The organism is Enterobacter cloacae complex sp. 418I7 (genome assembly GCF_050030705.1).
Lineage (GTDB): Bacteria > Pseudomonadota > Gammaproteobacteria > Enterobacterales > Enterobacteriaceae > Enterobacter > Enterobacter intestinihominis.
Genome location: NZ_JBLGUU010000001.1, coordinates 4,600,814 through 4,613,954 on the forward strand (window position 1 = coordinate 4,600,814; position 13,141 = coordinate 4,613,954).

12 protein-coding genes are annotated in these 13,141 nt (G+C 58.5%); 9 read left to right on the top strand and 3 right to left on the bottom strand.

Translation table 11 applies throughout. The features are described 5' to 3' along the window. Nucleotides 1–5 precede the first annotated feature (5 nt). Entirely contained in the window at nucleotides 6–842 is an 837-nt protein-coding gene (gene rhaS, locus ACQG0S_RS22125; RefSeq protein ID WP_022649815.1) for an HTH-type transcriptional activator RhaS, read from the bottom strand. A gap of 301 nt (nucleotides 843–1,143) precedes the next feature. Between rhaS (ACQG0S_RS22125) and rhaB the strand changes: the two genes are divergently transcribed. From rhaB to rhaM, 9 genes are all read left to right on the top strand, one after another. Continuing rightward, entirely contained in the window at nucleotides 1,144–2,613 is a 1,470-nt protein-coding gene (gene rhaB, locus ACQG0S_RS22130) for a rhamnulokinase (protein ID WP_155025053.1), read from the top strand. After that, a complete protein-coding gene (rhaA, locus tag ACQG0S_RS22135; protein ID WP_169440836.1) occupies nucleotides 2,610–3,869 on the top strand; it encodes an L-rhamnose isomerase in 1,260 nt (419 codons plus the stop codon). The genes rhaB and rhaA overlap by 4 nt, the downstream gene beginning before the upstream one ends. Nucleotides 3,870–3,990: 121 nt before the next feature. After that, on the top strand, nucleotides 3,991–4,821 hold the full coding sequence (rhaD, locus tag ACQG0S_RS22140; RefSeq protein WP_022649818.1) for a rhamnulose-1-phosphate aldolase: 831 nt from the start codon (nucleotides 3,991–3,993) through the stop codon (nucleotides 4,819–4,821). A gap of 82 nt (nucleotides 4,822–4,903) precedes the next feature. Beyond that, a complete protein-coding gene (rhaS, locus tag ACQG0S_RS22145) occupies nucleotides 4,904–5,890 on the top strand; it encodes a rhamnose ABC transporter substrate-binding protein (RefSeq protein ID WP_023298909.1) in 987 nt (328 codons plus the stop codon). 99 nt (nucleotides 5,891–5,989) lie between these two features. Then, nucleotides 5,990–7,492, top strand: a complete 1,503-nt coding sequence (locus tag ACQG0S_RS22150; protein ID WP_022649820.1) for a sugar ABC transporter ATP-binding protein — start codon at nucleotides 5,990–5,992, stop codon at nucleotides 7,490–7,492. Further along, nucleotides 7,492–8,496: an ABC transporter permease gene (locus ACQG0S_RS22155; protein WP_022649821.1), complete on the top strand. Its 1,005-nt coding sequence runs from the start codon at nucleotides 7,492–7,494 to the stop codon at nucleotides 8,494–8,496. Before ACQG0S_RS22150 ends, ACQG0S_RS22155 begins: the two co-directional genes overlap by 1 nt. After that, nucleotides 8,493–9,494 (top strand): ABC transporter permease, encoded by a 1,002-nt coding sequence (locus ACQG0S_RS22160; RefSeq protein ID WP_048965902.1) that lies wholly within the window; start codon nucleotides 8,493–8,495, stop codon nucleotides 9,492–9,494. The genes ACQG0S_RS22155 and ACQG0S_RS22160 overlap by 4 nt, the downstream gene beginning before the upstream one ends. Nucleotides 9,495–9,629: 135 nt before the next feature. Beyond that, nucleotides 9,630–10,778, top strand: a complete 1,149-nt coding sequence (gene fucO, locus ACQG0S_RS22165) for a lactaldehyde reductase (RefSeq protein WP_048965901.1) — start codon at nucleotides 9,630–9,632, stop codon at nucleotides 10,776–10,778. After that, a complete protein-coding gene (gene rhaM, locus ACQG0S_RS22170; RefSeq protein WP_022649824.1) occupies nucleotides 10,775–11,089 on the top strand; it encodes an L-rhamnose mutarotase in 315 nt (104 codons plus the stop codon). The genes fucO and rhaM overlap by 4 nt, the downstream gene beginning before the upstream one ends. Nucleotides 11,090–11,120: 31 nt before the next feature. Here the strand turns inward: rhaM and ACQG0S_RS22175 are convergent, their stop codons facing one another. Together ACQG0S_RS22175 and ACQG0S_RS22180 are read right to left on the bottom strand one after the other, a co-directional pair. Continuing rightward, nucleotides 11,121–11,825: a fimbrial biogenesis chaperone gene (locus ACQG0S_RS22175; protein ID WP_022649825.1), complete on the bottom strand. Its 705-nt coding sequence runs from the start codon at nucleotides 11,823–11,825 to the stop codon at nucleotides 11,121–11,123. Continuing rightward, a complete protein-coding gene (locus ACQG0S_RS22180; RefSeq protein ID WP_022649826.1) occupies nucleotides 11,822–13,126 on the bottom strand; it encodes a fimbrial protein in 1,305 nt (434 codons plus the stop codon). The genes ACQG0S_RS22175 and ACQG0S_RS22180 overlap by 4 nt, the downstream gene beginning before the upstream one ends. Between the last annotated feature and the right edge of the window lie 15 nt (nucleotides 13,127–13,141).

A 13,141-nucleotide genomic window follows, 5' to 3' on the forward strand; every position in this document is an offset into this window, starting at 1 on the left:
TCGCGTTACTGAAGCAACGCGTCTTTCCCCTGACGGATATCGCGCGGCGACCAGCTAAATTCCCGACGAAACAGCGTTGAAAAGTGGTTACTGTCGCCGAAACCGCAGCGATAGGCGATATCCGTGACGCTTTCATCCGTGTGCCTTAAAAGGTGACGCGCTTTAATCAGGCGCAGACGGTTGAGGTAGCGCTGCGGCGTCAGCCCGGTATGCTGCTTGAGCTGACGATGCAGCGTGCGCAGCGAGAGCGAAAAGTCATCCGCCAGCGTTTCCCAGCAGACATCTTCGGCAAAATGATCTTCCAGCCAGGCCATCAGCTGATTCAGGCGCGCGTCGTTATTTTCCAGCCCTTCCACCAGGCTGCTGCGCCGCAGCAGCACCAGCAGCTGCATAAACAGCATCTCGCGGGTAGCAATGGCGTGCGTCTCCTGTCCATCCTCGCTCTGCTCCATCTGGCTTACCAGCTGACGCACCTGCTGCAACGTGGACTGATTCACCCGCCAGTGCGACGGATAATGGCCGTCCTTCTCCTGCGGCAACAGCTGATTCAGCCCGGAGAGAAACTGAAACGCATCCGGAGAACGATAGAGCACATTGGTCAGGCACAGGTTATCGGTATGTTCATACAGGTGCCTGTCGTGATCGCGCACGAAGCACACCGTACCGCCGCTGATGGTATACGGCTGACCATTAAACACGTGGATGCCCGTTCCGTGCTCAACAATCACAATTTCATGAAAATCATGATGATGTTCCGGGAACGCAGCCTGAGGCAGCCGTGGCTCAATCGCAACCGGCGAAGCCCCCGAAGGAAAAAAATCGACGCTGTGCAGTACGGTCATAACGGCCTCTACCAATGAGAAAAGTTCTCAAAATAGTAATTAAGGCCTTCCCCGCTCACCTTAAATTTTTGACAGCAAACCGCGCAAAAGCTGCCGGTTTTTCAAGAAACAGGCGGAAAGATCGGGAAATGCGGTCAGCGTCACACTGCCTGCAAACCCCGCGATTACTGGAAACTGTGAACTCCCTCACGTTCATCTTTGCTTTCTTGCCAGCGCGAGATTTGGGCTGTCAGTGGCGAGAAGGTGGCTATTTCTTCCCTTTCTTACACTCCTCGGTAATGACTTAAGAAAGGACCCGACCATGACTTTTCGCCATTGTGTGGCTGTCGATTTAGGCGCATCCAGCGGCCGTGTAATGCTCGCCACCTGGGACTGCGACCTGCACACCCTTACGCTTCGCGAAATGCACCGTTTCGCCAATTGTCTGCAAAAACAGGACGGTTTTGTTACCTGGGATATCGACGCCCTGGAAGCAGAGATCCGCACCGGACTTCACAACGTCTGCGAAGACGGTATTCGCATCGACAGTATCGGCATTGATACCTGGGGTGTGGATTACGTGCTGCTGGACAGTCACGGCGAACGCGTCGGCCTGCCGGTCTCCTACCGCGACAGCCGCACCGATGGGCTGATGGCGCACGCCATCGCGCAGCTTGGCAAGGAGCACATCTATGGTCGCAGTGGCATCCAGTTCCTGCCGTTTAACACGCTGTATCAGCTACGTGCGCTGGTTGAGCAACAGCCTGAGCTGGTCGAAAAGGTGGCGCATGCGCTGCTGATCCCGGACTACTTAAGCTACCGTCTGACCGGCAATATGAACTGGGAATACACCAACGCCACCACCACGCAGCTGGTCAACATCAACACCGATAACTGGGATGAACATCTGCTGGCCTGGACGGGCGCCTCGCCGTCCTGGTTCGGCGCGCCAACCCATCCGGGCAATGTGATCGGTCACTGGCTTTGCCCGCAGGGGAATGAAATCCCTGTTGTCGCCGTCGCCAGTCACGACACCGCGAGCGCGGTCATTGCCTCGCCGCTCGCCGACAAAGATGCGGCCTATCTCTCTTCCGGCACCTGGTCGCTGATGGGCTTCGAGAGCAAAACCCCGTACACCAGCGATGCCGCGATGGCGGCGAACATCACCAACGAAGGCGGTGCCGAAGGCCGCTACCGGGTGCTGAAGAACATCATGGGGCTGTGGCTGCTCCAGCGGGTGCTGAAAGAGCAGGCCATCACCGACCTGCCCGCGCTTATCGCGGAAACCGAAACGCTGAAGGCCTGCACCTTCCTGATCAACCCGAACGACGATCGCTTTATCAACCCGGTGCACATGAGCGCCGAAATCCAGGCCGCCTGTTTTGAAGCGGGGCAGCCGGTACCTTCCCGCCCCGCCGAGCTGGCACGCTGCATTTTTGACAGCCTCGCCCTGCTGTATGCCGACATCCTGAGCGAGCTGGCTGACCTTCGCGGCAAACCGTTCACACAACTGCATATCGTGGGCGGCGGCTGCCAGAACCAGCTGCTGAACCAGCTCTGCGCGGATGCCTGCGGCATTACCGTGGTGGCAGGTCCGATTGAAGCCTCCACGCTCGGCAATATCGGCATTCAGCTGATGACCCTGGACGAACTTTCAAACGTCGACGATTTCCGTTCGGTGGTGACGGCGAATAACAGCCTGACCACCTTCACCCCCCATCCCTGCCATGAAATTGCCCGCTACCGGGCGCAGTTTCAGCAAAAACGACTGACTAAGGAGCTTTGCGCATGACCACTCAACTTGAACAAGCCTGGGACCTGGCTAAACAGCGTTTCGCCGCCGTCGGCGTGGATGTCGAAGAGGCGCTGCGCCAGCTCGACCGTCTGCCCGTCTCCATGCACTGCTGGCAGGGTGATGACGTCGCCGGTTTCGAGAACCCGGGCGGTTCCCTGACGGGGGGTATTCAGGCCACGGGTAACTACCCGGGCAAAGCGCGCAACGCCACCGAACTGCGTGCGGATCTGGAGCTGGCGCTGAGCCTGATCCCCGGGCCAAAGCGCCTGAACCTGCACGCCATTTATCTCGAATCCGACGAGCCGGTCGCGCGTAACGAAATCAAACCGGAACACTTTAAGAACTGGGTGGAGTGGGCGAAAGCCAACCGGTTGGGTCTCGATTTTAACCCGTCCTGCTTCTCGCACCCGCTGAGCGCGGACGGGTTTACCCTTGCGCACGCCAACGACGAAATCCGCCAGTTCTGGATCGACCATGTCAAAGCCAGCCGCCGGGTCTCGGCGTATTTCGGCGAGCAGCTTGGCACGCCATCGGTAATGAATATCTGGAGCCCGGACGGCATGAAGGACATCACCGTAGACCGACTGGCCCCGCGTCAGCGTCTGCTGGCCGCGCTGGATGAAGCTATCAGCGAAAAACTGGACCCGGCGCACCACATCGACGCCGTCGAAAGCAAGCTGTTCGGCATTGGCGCAGAGAGCTACACCGTGGGCTCAAACGAGTTCTACATGGGTTACGCCACCAGCCGCCAGACCGCGCTGTGCCTGGATGCCGGCCACTTCCACCCAACCGAGGTGATCTCCGACAAAATTTCCGCCGCCATGCTCTACGTGCCGCGTCTGCTGCTGCACGTCAGCCGCCCGGTTCGCTGGGACAGCGACCACGTGGTGCTGCTGGATGACGAAACCCAGGCCATTGCCAGCGAAATCATCCGCCACGACCTCTTTGACCGCGTACACATTGGCCTCGACTTCTTCGACGCCTCCATCAACCGCATCGCGGCGTGGGTTATCGGCACCCGCAACATGAAGAAAGCCCTGCTGCGCGCGCTGCTGGAGCCTGTCGCCGCCCTGAAACAGCTGGAAGAAAACGGCGACTACACCGCGCGCCTGGCGCTGCTGGAAGAGCAGAAATCCCTGCCGTGGCAGGCGGTATGGGAGATGTACTGCCAGCGTCACGATGCGCCTGCGGGCAGCCAGTGGCTGGACAACGTGCGGGCATATGAGGAAGACGTGTTGAGTCAGCGCGGGTAACTGCCCCCTCACCCCTGCCCTCTCCCCAAAGGGGAGAGGGAGCAAACCATCCCCTCTCCCCTTTGGGGAGAGGGTTAGGGTGAGGGGTTCAACCTCACCGCGATAACTGGAAATGAAAACTATGCAGACCATCACCACTTCCTGGTTCGTCCAGGGCATGATCAAAGCCACCTCTGACGCCTGGCTCAAAGGCTGGGATGAGCGCAACGGCGGCAACCTGACGCTACGCCTGGACGACGCGGATATCGAGCCATTTGCCGCCGATTTCCACCAGAAGCCGCGCTATATCGCCCTGAGCCAGCCGATGCCGCTGCTCGCCAACACGCCGTTTATCGTCACCGGTTCCGGGAAGTTCTTCCGCAACGTCCAGCTCGACCCGCAGGCCAACCTTGGCGTGGTGAAGGTGGACAGCGACGGCGCGGGCTACCACATTCTCTGGGGACTGACGGACGACGCGGTGCCGACCTCTGAACTGCCGGCACACTTCCTCTCCCACTGCGAGCGCATCAAGGCGACCAATGGCAAAGACCGCGTGATCATGCACTGCCACGCCACCAACCTGATCGCTCTGACCTACGTGCTGGAAAATAATTCTGATTTCTTCACCCGCAAACTGTGGGAAGGCAGTACCGAGTGTCTGGTGGTGTTCCCGGACGGCGTCGGCATTCTGCCGTGGATGGTGCCGGGCACCGACGAAATCGGTCAGGCAACCGCAACGGACATGCAGAAGCACTCACTGGTGCTGTGGCCGTTCCACGGCGTCTTCGGCAGCGGCCCGACGCTGGATGAAACCTTCGGCCTGATCGACACCGCCGAGAAATCCGCGGAAGTGCTGGTGAAGGTCTATTCCATGGGCGGCATGAAGCAGACCATCACCCGGGAAGAGCTGATCGCCCTGGGCAAACGCTTTGGCGTCACCCCCATGCAGTCGGCGTTAGATCTGTACCAATAACAACATCGCGCCCCGCTCATTGAGACGGGGCGAAAACCACCTGCAATCCCTACAACTAACTCAAGTCAGTGGAGTAAAAGCAATGAAAATAAAAGCAAGCTTGATCCTCACCGTTGCCGCTCTGGCGTTGTCCGGTTCCGCTTTAGCAGAAGTGAAAATCGCCCTGGTGGCGAAGTCCTTAGGAAATGGATTCTTCGAGGCAGCGAACGTCGGCGCGCAGGAGGCGGCCAAAGAGTTAGGCGATGTGAAAGTGATTTATACCGGCCCGACCACCACCACGGCGGAAGCGCAGATCGAGGTGCTGAACGGGTTGATCGCCCAGGGCGTGGATGCGATCGCGATTTCCGCGAACGATCCGGACGCCGTCGTGCCGGTGCTGAAAAAAGCGATGCAGCGCGGCATTAAGGTTGTGTCGTGGGACTCCGGGGTGGCGAAAGCCGGACGCCAGATCCACCTCAACCCGTCCAATAATGCCCTGATTGGCGAAACCAACGTGAAGCTCGCCGCCGACGCGCTGAAAGCGCTGAACGTGGAGAAGGGCGACGTGGCGGTGCTGAGTGCCACGCCAACCTCCACCAACCAGAATACCTGGATTGCGGAGATGAAAAAGGTGCTGCCGAAGTACCCGTCCGTCAATCTGGTGACCGTGGCCTACGGAGACGATCTCTCTGACAAAAGCTACCGCGAAGCGGTCGGCTTGCTGAAAACCTACCCCGAACTGAAAGTGATTGTTTCGCCATCGTCCGTGGGCATCGTGGCCGCTGCGCAGGCGGTGAAGGACCAGGGCAAGATTGGCAAAGTGTACGTCACCGGTTTAGGCCTGCCGTCCGAGATGGCGGGCGCGGTGAAGTCCGGCGCGAGCAAGAGCTTTGCCATCTGGAACCCGATCGACCTCGGCTATGCGGCAACCTACCTGGCGGATGACCTGGTGAAAGGCACGGCCACGAAAGGTGAGGCCAGCATGGGCAGACTGGGCAAAGTGAAGCTGGATGCTGACGGCAACGGCGCGATGGCCGAGCCGTTCGTCTACGATGCCAGCAATATTGATAAGTTCTCGAAAATCTTTTGATGCAATTTGTAGGCCGGATAAGCGTAGCGCCATCCGGCAAAAGGCGGGTGGCGCTGCCGCTTACCCGCCCTACAAATTCCTCTGTCCAGGAGAACTATCATGACCCCATTGCTACAGCTTTCTGGCATCACCAAGGTGTTCCCCGGCGTGCGTGCTCTTGAGAACGTGCAGCTTGCGCTGTGGCCCGGCAAAGTGACGGCGCTTATAGGCGAAAACGGCGCGGGCAAGTCGACGCTGGTCAAAGTGATGACCGGCATTTACCAGCCCGACGAGGGCGAAATTCTCTATAAAGCGATCCCCGTTCATCTCCCGACGCCGGAGTCGGCGCATAAAATGGGCATCACCGCCATTCACCAGGAAACCGTGCTGTTTGATGAACTCTCGGTCACCGAGAATATTTTTGTCGGTCAGTACCTTCACAAAGGCTTCCTGAAAAAGCTCGACTGGCCGGAAATGCACCGCCGGGCGCAGGCGATCCTCACGCGGCTGGAAGTGCAAATCGACCCGCGCGCGACGCTGAAAACCCTGAGCATCGCCCAGCGTCACATGGTGGCGATTGCCCGCGCGCTGTCGTTTGAGGCGCAGGTGGTGATCCTCGATGAACCGACGGCGGCGCTGTCGCAGCATGAAATCCTCGAGTTTTACCAGATTGTGGAGCGCTTAAAGCAGGAGGGCAAAGCCATCCTGTTTATTTCCCACAAGTTCGACGAGATTTTTGAGCTGGCGGACCATTACACCATTTTGCGCGACGGCGCGTTCGTCGGCGCAGGTGCAATAAATGAGATCACCGAGGAGCGCATGGTGTCGATGATGGTCGGGCGCGCCATTACCCAAACTTTCCCTAAAATCGACTGCGAAAAAGGCGAGACGGTGCTGGAGGTGAAAAACCTCTGCCATCCGACCGAGTTTGCGCATATCTCGTTCTCCCTGCGTAAAGGGGAAATCCTCGGCTTTTACGGGCTGGTGGGGGCCGGGCGTACCGAGCTGATGCAGGCGCTTTCCGGCGTCACGCGGCCATCGTCCGGGGAAATTATCCTCAACGGACAGCCCCGGCGCTTCCGCCAGCCTGCGGATGCGATCAAAGCCGGTATCGTCTGCGTGCCGGAAGAAAGACAGAAACAGGGGGCGATTATCGCCCTGCCGATTGCCCAGAACATCAGCCTGCCTCAGCTCAGCAAGCTCAATCCGAACGGTGTGCTGCATGACGACCGTGAATGGAAGCTGGCGGACGAATACGCCAAACGCCTGCAAGTGAAAGCCTTCAGCTGGAAGCAGGCGGTGGAGACCCTCTCTGGCGGCAACCAGCAAAAGGTCGTGATCGGCAAATGGCTGGCGACGCACCCTGACGTGATTATCCTCGATGAGCCGACAAAAGGCATCGATATCGGCTCAAAAGCAGCCGTGCATCAGTTTATGTCCGAGCTGGTCAGTCAGGGGCTGGCGGTAATTATGGTCTCGTCCGAACTGCCGGAAGTGATGGGCATGGCGGATCGCATTATCGTCATGCACGAGGGGCTGATGGTGGCCGAGTACCGGGCGGGAGACGCGACGGCGGAAACCATCGTCAGCGCCGCCAGCGGTGCAAAACAGGAGGCGGCATAATGCTTAGCTCACTCTTAAAACACCGCGAAGCCCTGCTGGGCGCGGTGATTATCCTGATGATCGTCGCCATTGGTAGCCGCGTGCCATCGTTTATCGCGCCGGACAACCTGGTGGAGATGTTTAACGACACCGCCATTCTGATCGTCCTCGCGCTCGGGCAGATGATGGTGCTGCTCACGAAAGGCATCGACCTGTCGATGGCGGCCAATCTGGCCCTGACCGGGATGATTGTCGCCCTGATTAATTTCCATTACCCGGACGTGCCCGTCTGGGCGCTGCTGATCCTTGCCAGCGTGCTTGGGCTGCTGATGGGCGCGATAAACGGCCTGCTGGTGTGGAAGCTGGGCATTCCGGCGATTGTGGTAACGCTCGGCACTATGAGCATCTACCGCGGAATGATCTTTTTGCTCTCCGGCGGCGGCTGGGTGAACTCAAACCAGATGGGTACAGATTTCCTCGGCCTGCCACGTGCGTCAGTGCTGGGCTTGCCGGTGCTGAGCTGGTGCGCCATCGCCGCGCTGCTGCTGGTGGGCTATTTCCTGCGCTACAGCCGCACCGGACGAGCGCTCTACACCGCAGGCGGTAATGCCACGGCAGCATACTACACCGGGATCAACGCCGGAAAAATGCAGTTCATTAGTTTCTGCCTTTCCGGTCTGCTGGCCGGGTTCTGCGGCTACCTGTGGATATCGCGCTTTGCCGTTGCGTATGTTGACGTCGCTAACGGTTTTGAATTGCAAGTGGTGGCAGCCTGTGTGATTGGGGGGATCAGCACCATGGGCGGCACCGGGCGCGTGCTCGGCTGTCTGTTTGGCGCACTGTTCCTCGGGGTGATTAACAACGCCCTGCCGGTGATCGGCGTCTCCCCGTTCTGGCAGATGGCGATTTCCGGCACGGTAATTGTGATAGCGGTGCTGCTGAACGAGCGCGGCAATAAACGTAAAGGCCGATTGATACTGCGCGATGCGGCGCTGGCACGTCAGAAACTGGCGGTGAAATCATGAGCAAAATGATGACATCTGAAGCAATCAAACCCACTTCTGCGCCGGGCATCTTCCAGCGTCTGCTGTGCTGGGAGGGGTTCCTGCTGGCGGTGACGCTGGCGGTGTTCGTGGTGAACGCGCTCGCCTCGCCTTACTTCCTCAACGTCTGGAACCTCTCCGACGCGACGTTCAACTTCACCGAAAAGGCGATCATCGTGTTGCCGATGGCGATGCTGATTATCGCCAGGGAAATTGACCTGTCGGTAGCCTCCACCATCGCGCTCAGCTCCACGGTGATGGGCTTTTGCGCGGCGGCGGGCGTCGATACGCCGCTGCTGGTCTGCGTGGGATTAGGCGTCGGGCTACTGTGCGGGCTGTTCAACGGCATTCTGGTGACGCGCTTTAACCTGTCGTCCATCGTCATCACCATCGGCACCATGAGCCTGTACCGCGGGATCACCTACATCCTGCTCGGGGACCAGGCGCTGAACAGCTACCCGGAGAGCTTCGCCTGGTTCGGCCAGGGCTACGTCTGGGGCGCGTTGTCGTTTGAGTTTGCGCTGTTTATCGTGCTGGCCGCTCTGTTTGCCTTTGTGCTGCACCGCACCAACTTTGGCCGCCGCACCTACGCCATCGGCAACAACCCGACCGGCGCGTGGTACTCCGGCATCAACGTGAAGCGCCACAACCTGATCCTCTTCGCGCTGGTTGGGCTGATGTCCGGCCTGGCGTCGGTGCTGCTTACCTCGCGTCTGGGCAGCACCCGCCCGACCATCGCGATGGGCTGGGAGCTGGCGGTGGTGACGATGGCGGTGCTCGGCGGCGTCAATATTCTCGGTGGGTCCGGCAGCATGGTGGGCGTGATTATCGCCGCCTTCCTGATGGGGCTGGTGACCTTCGGCCTGAGCCTGCTCAACGTGCCCGGCATTGTGATGTCGGTGATTATCGGCGCGATGCTGATCGTGGTGATTTCGCTGCCGATTATTACCCGCCGGATGATGCAGCGAAGACGGAATTAAATTGCCCCTCACCCCTGCCCTCTCCCCTGAGGGGAGAGGGTGAAAAGCCGCACCGAGCAGTCCCCTCTCCCCTCCGGGAAGAGGGTTAGGGTGAGGGGAACGGATTACCTCAAAAGCATATTAAGGAGAATTATCATGAGCTTTATGTTGGCACTCCCCAAAATCAGCCTGCACGGCGCGGGCGCGATCGGCGATATGGTCAATCTGGTGGCAAACAAACAGTGGGGAAAAGCGCTGATTGTCACCGACGGCCAGTTGGTGAAGCTGGGCCTGCTCGACAGTTTGTTTTCCGCGCTCGACGCCCATCAGATGTCGTATCACCTGTTCGATGAGGTATTCCCGAATCCGACGGAAGCGCTGGTGCAAAAAGGCTATGCGGCATATCAGGATGCAGAGTGTGATTACCTGATTGCCTTTGGCGGCGGCAGCCCGATTGATACCGCCAAGGCAATCAAAATCCTCACCGCCAACCCCGGTCCGTCAACCGATTATTCCGGCGTCGGCAAGGTGAAAAACGCGGGCGTGCCGCTGGTGGCGATCAACACCACCGCAGGCACGGCAGCGGAGATGACCAGCAACGCGGTGATCATCGACGCCGCGCGTCAGGTGAAAGAGGTGATCATCGACCCGAACATCATCCCGGATATCGCCGTGGACGATGCCAGCGTGATGCTCGATATTCCGGCCTCCGTGACCGCCGCAACCGGCATGGACGCGCTAACCCACGCCATTGAAGCTTACGTGTCCGTAGGTGCACACCCGCTGACCGATGCCAACGCGCTGGAAGCCATTCGTCTGATCAACCTCTGGCTGCCGAAAGCGGTCGACGACGGTCACAACCTGGAAGCGCGCGAGCAGATGGCTTTTGGGCAGTATCTGGCGGGCATGGCGTTTAACAGCGCCGGGCTGGGGCTGGTGCATGCTCTGGCGCACCAGCCGGGCGCGACGCACAACCTGCCGCACGGCGTCTGCAACGCCATCCTGCTGCCGATCATCGAAAACTTTAACCGCCCGAACGCGGTCGCCCGATTCGCCCGTGTGGCACAGGCGATGGGCGTTGACACGCGCAGCATGAGCGACGAAGCGGCCAGCATGTCCGCCATTCAGGCGATTCGCGATCTGAGCGCCCGGGTCGGCATTCCGTCCGGATTTAGCCAGCTCGGCGTCACCAAAGCCGATATTGAAGGCTGGCTGGATAAAGCGCTCGCTGACCCGTGCGCGCCGTGCAACCCACGTACCGCCAGCCGCGATGAGGTCCGCGAGCTGTACCTGGAGGCATTATGATCCGCAAAGCGTTTGTGATGCAGGTAAACCCGGATGCGCACGAGGAGTATGCGCGCCGCCACAACCCGATCTGGCCTGAGCTGGAAGCGGTACTGAAAGCCCACGGCGCGCACCACTACGCCATTTACCTCGACAAAGCCCGCAACCTGCTGTTTGCGACAGTGGAGATTGAATCGGAAGAGCGCTGGAACGCGGTGGCAAACACCGACGTCTGCCAGCGCTGGTGGAAACATATGGCTGACGTTATGCCGTCTAACCCGGACAACAGCCCGGTGAGTGCGGAGCTGAACGAGGTGTTTTACCTGGACTGAGCCATGGCCCGGCATATTGTGTCGGGTCGCGTTATTTAACCGGCCAGTTATAAACAGCGCTATTACCGTTGTCGTCGATTAACTCCCCCTGCACCTGCCCGGAGAAGGGGGCATTGGCGGCAAAGGCGTAGCGCTTCTCCCCGAAGGGGGCAACCATCATGTCGGGTAGTTGTGTCACCGGATACAGCTTTTCGCCTGCCTTAAAGTTAATGCCCGCAAAAGAGACAAAGTAAGGCGAATCATTATGACAAACCAGCACAGAACCCTCGCGATGAAAGGTTAATCGCGCCCACGCGCTTTCTGGATTGTTGAGCGACGCCGGACGCCAGAATATTTTCATCTGTGTATTCATCGTCAGCACCATGCTTTGTTGTTGTGTGGCAACACTTCCGGTAGGCGGGATTTCATAGATGTTCAGCCAGAATGCCGATTCCCGGTCAGTGGGCATACGCGCTTTGTTGTGCATGATACGTAGCCCTTGTACGCCCTTAGGCTCCAGACGAAACAACGGCGGCACCGCAACAAACGGCGTTTTAACACTTCCCGGTTCGCGATTGATATCGCCATCATCCACCCAGGTTTGCACGACTACCGGCCACGGATTGGTATTCACCAGCATCAGACTCTGTTGCGCTTCGCCTTCATGAAAAATCACACGCGTTGCGGAGGCAATAATGCCCGCTGCGCAGGGCCAGGACACAAGCATCCATAGCAATAACAGAGAAATACGCATCATTGCACTTTCACCCAAACATACGCCCTGGCATCTACCTTACCGGCAGCGATCGCCTCGTCAGGTAAACGCACCAGTGAAGCATTAAAGTTAATCAGGTAGTCCTGGGTATTCCCTGATCCTGCAATTCGGGTTGCCCCTACATTGACGGGATACCAGCCACCGCTATTGCCCGTTGCGCAACTGGTGGTCGTACAGCGATCCCAACCGAGGAACTGGCGAACTATACCGTCGCTGGCATTAGCAATCTGTATCCCCACTCCCCTTGCCATACCGGTTTGTCCGTAATTCTCGGAAAGGAGATGGCTCACCCCGCCGCTGCTGTTTACCAGCCCAAGAGTTTGCGCGGCGAGAAAGCTTTCGTAAGGCACCTGTAACCCCAGCGCCGTCTGGTTTTGCGCCACACCGCCGACGGCTGTATTTTCACAACGAACCGTCACGCTGAAATTGGCTTGCGCCGCTTTGCCGCTTTCCAGCTCAGTTCGCGAAATAGAAGGGAACACGACCACAGGCGTGACGTTTTTCGCCACGCACGTAGCGATGGTGGTCAGCGTTGAGACAGGTGCCGTTCCCATGTTTAACGCCATCCAGTTATCGTAACCCCACCCGGTGTAACTGGTTGCCGAGTCTCCGGAATCACAGTAAGCATCGTTATTTTTACTGCCCGGCGAACAAAAACTGACGTAGCCATTGGGCTGATTACAGCTATAGCTGCCGCTACTCACCGGAGCGCCACACCAGGTTCCAGCTCCCGTGTTGGTGGGAACATCTGCGCTGAGACGAATCGCCTCGGCGCGAATGGGGCTAAAATCCTTGACCCGAATATAAATTTTTTTGCCATCGTCTGAGACCGCGTAACGGGTCATCGGTATCCGTTGATAATTTCGGGTAAACACAGTGCCTGAGTTAAGGTGCGTTAAACGCACCCCGACTTTTTTAAATAAGGTGCCGTAAACATTCGGATTACCGCTTGCCTGCCCCATATCCCAGTAGCCGCCGTAACGGTCATCTCCGTTAGTGGCAATGATTTCGAAGATGTTATTTTTATCGCTAATATCGCAAACCCACAAAATATTATCGGGGCTGCTATAGAGCGGATTATCAGAGAAGCGCACCACGCTACTAGCCAAAACTGTACCTTCCGGCTGAACGTCAATGCTGCTGACATTGATACGCCCCAGCGCAAGCCCTGTCCCCATTGCGTCCTCTTCGGTGTGCTCGAATTTTGGCCCTTTTTCGCACTGGGCAAACGCCGCCACGCTCATCAGGCAAAATGCCGCGACGACAAAACGTAGTCTGTTCATGATTTCCTCCCTGGT

What these genes read in the sequence shown, in the direction of transcription:
- ACQG0S_RS22155 (WP_022649821.1), top strand. Translation starts at nt 7,492, where the DNA reads ATGCTTAGCTCACTCTTAAAACACCGCGAAGCCCTGCTGGGCGCGGTG.
- rhaD (WP_022649818.1), top strand. Translation starts at nt 3,991, where the DNA reads ATGCAGACCATCACCACTTCCTGGTTCGTCCAGGGCATGATCAAAGCC.
- ACQG0S_RS22180 (WP_022649826.1), bottom strand. Translation starts at nt 13,126, where the DNA reads ATGAACAGACTACGTTTTGTCGTCGCGGCATTTTGCCTGATGAGCGTG.
- rhaS (WP_022649815.1), bottom strand. Translation starts at nt 842, where the DNA reads ATGACCGTACTGCACAGCGTCGATTTTTTTCCTTCGGGGGCTTCGCCG.
- ACQG0S_RS22160 (WP_048965902.1), top strand. Translation starts at nt 8,493, where the DNA reads ATGAGCAAAATGATGACATCTGAAGCAATCAAACCCACTTCTGCGCCG.
- rhaS (WP_023298909.1), top strand. Translation starts at nt 4,904, where the DNA reads ATGAAAATAAAAGCAAGCTTGATCCTCACCGTTGCCGCTCTGGCGTTG.
- ACQG0S_RS22150 (WP_022649820.1), top strand. Translation starts at nt 5,990, where the DNA reads ATGACCCCATTGCTACAGCTTTCTGGCATCACCAAGGTGTTCCCCGGC.
- rhaB (WP_155025053.1), top strand. Translation starts at nt 1,144, where the DNA reads ATGACTTTTCGCCATTGTGTGGCTGTCGATTTAGGCGCATCCAGCGGC.
- fucO (WP_048965901.1), top strand. Translation starts at nt 9,630, where the DNA reads ATGAGCTTTATGTTGGCACTCCCCAAAATCAGCCTGCACGGCGCGGGC.
- rhaM (WP_022649824.1), top strand. Translation starts at nt 10,775, where the DNA reads ATGATCCGCAAAGCGTTTGTGATGCAGGTAAACCCGGATGCGCACGAG.
- rhaA (WP_169440836.1), top strand. Translation starts at nt 2,610, where the DNA reads ATGACCACTCAACTTGAACAAGCCTGGGACCTGGCTAAACAGCGTTTC.
- ACQG0S_RS22175 (WP_022649825.1), bottom strand. Translation starts at nt 11,825, where the DNA reads ATGATGCGTATTTCTCTGTTATTGCTATGGATGCTTGTGTCCTGGCCC.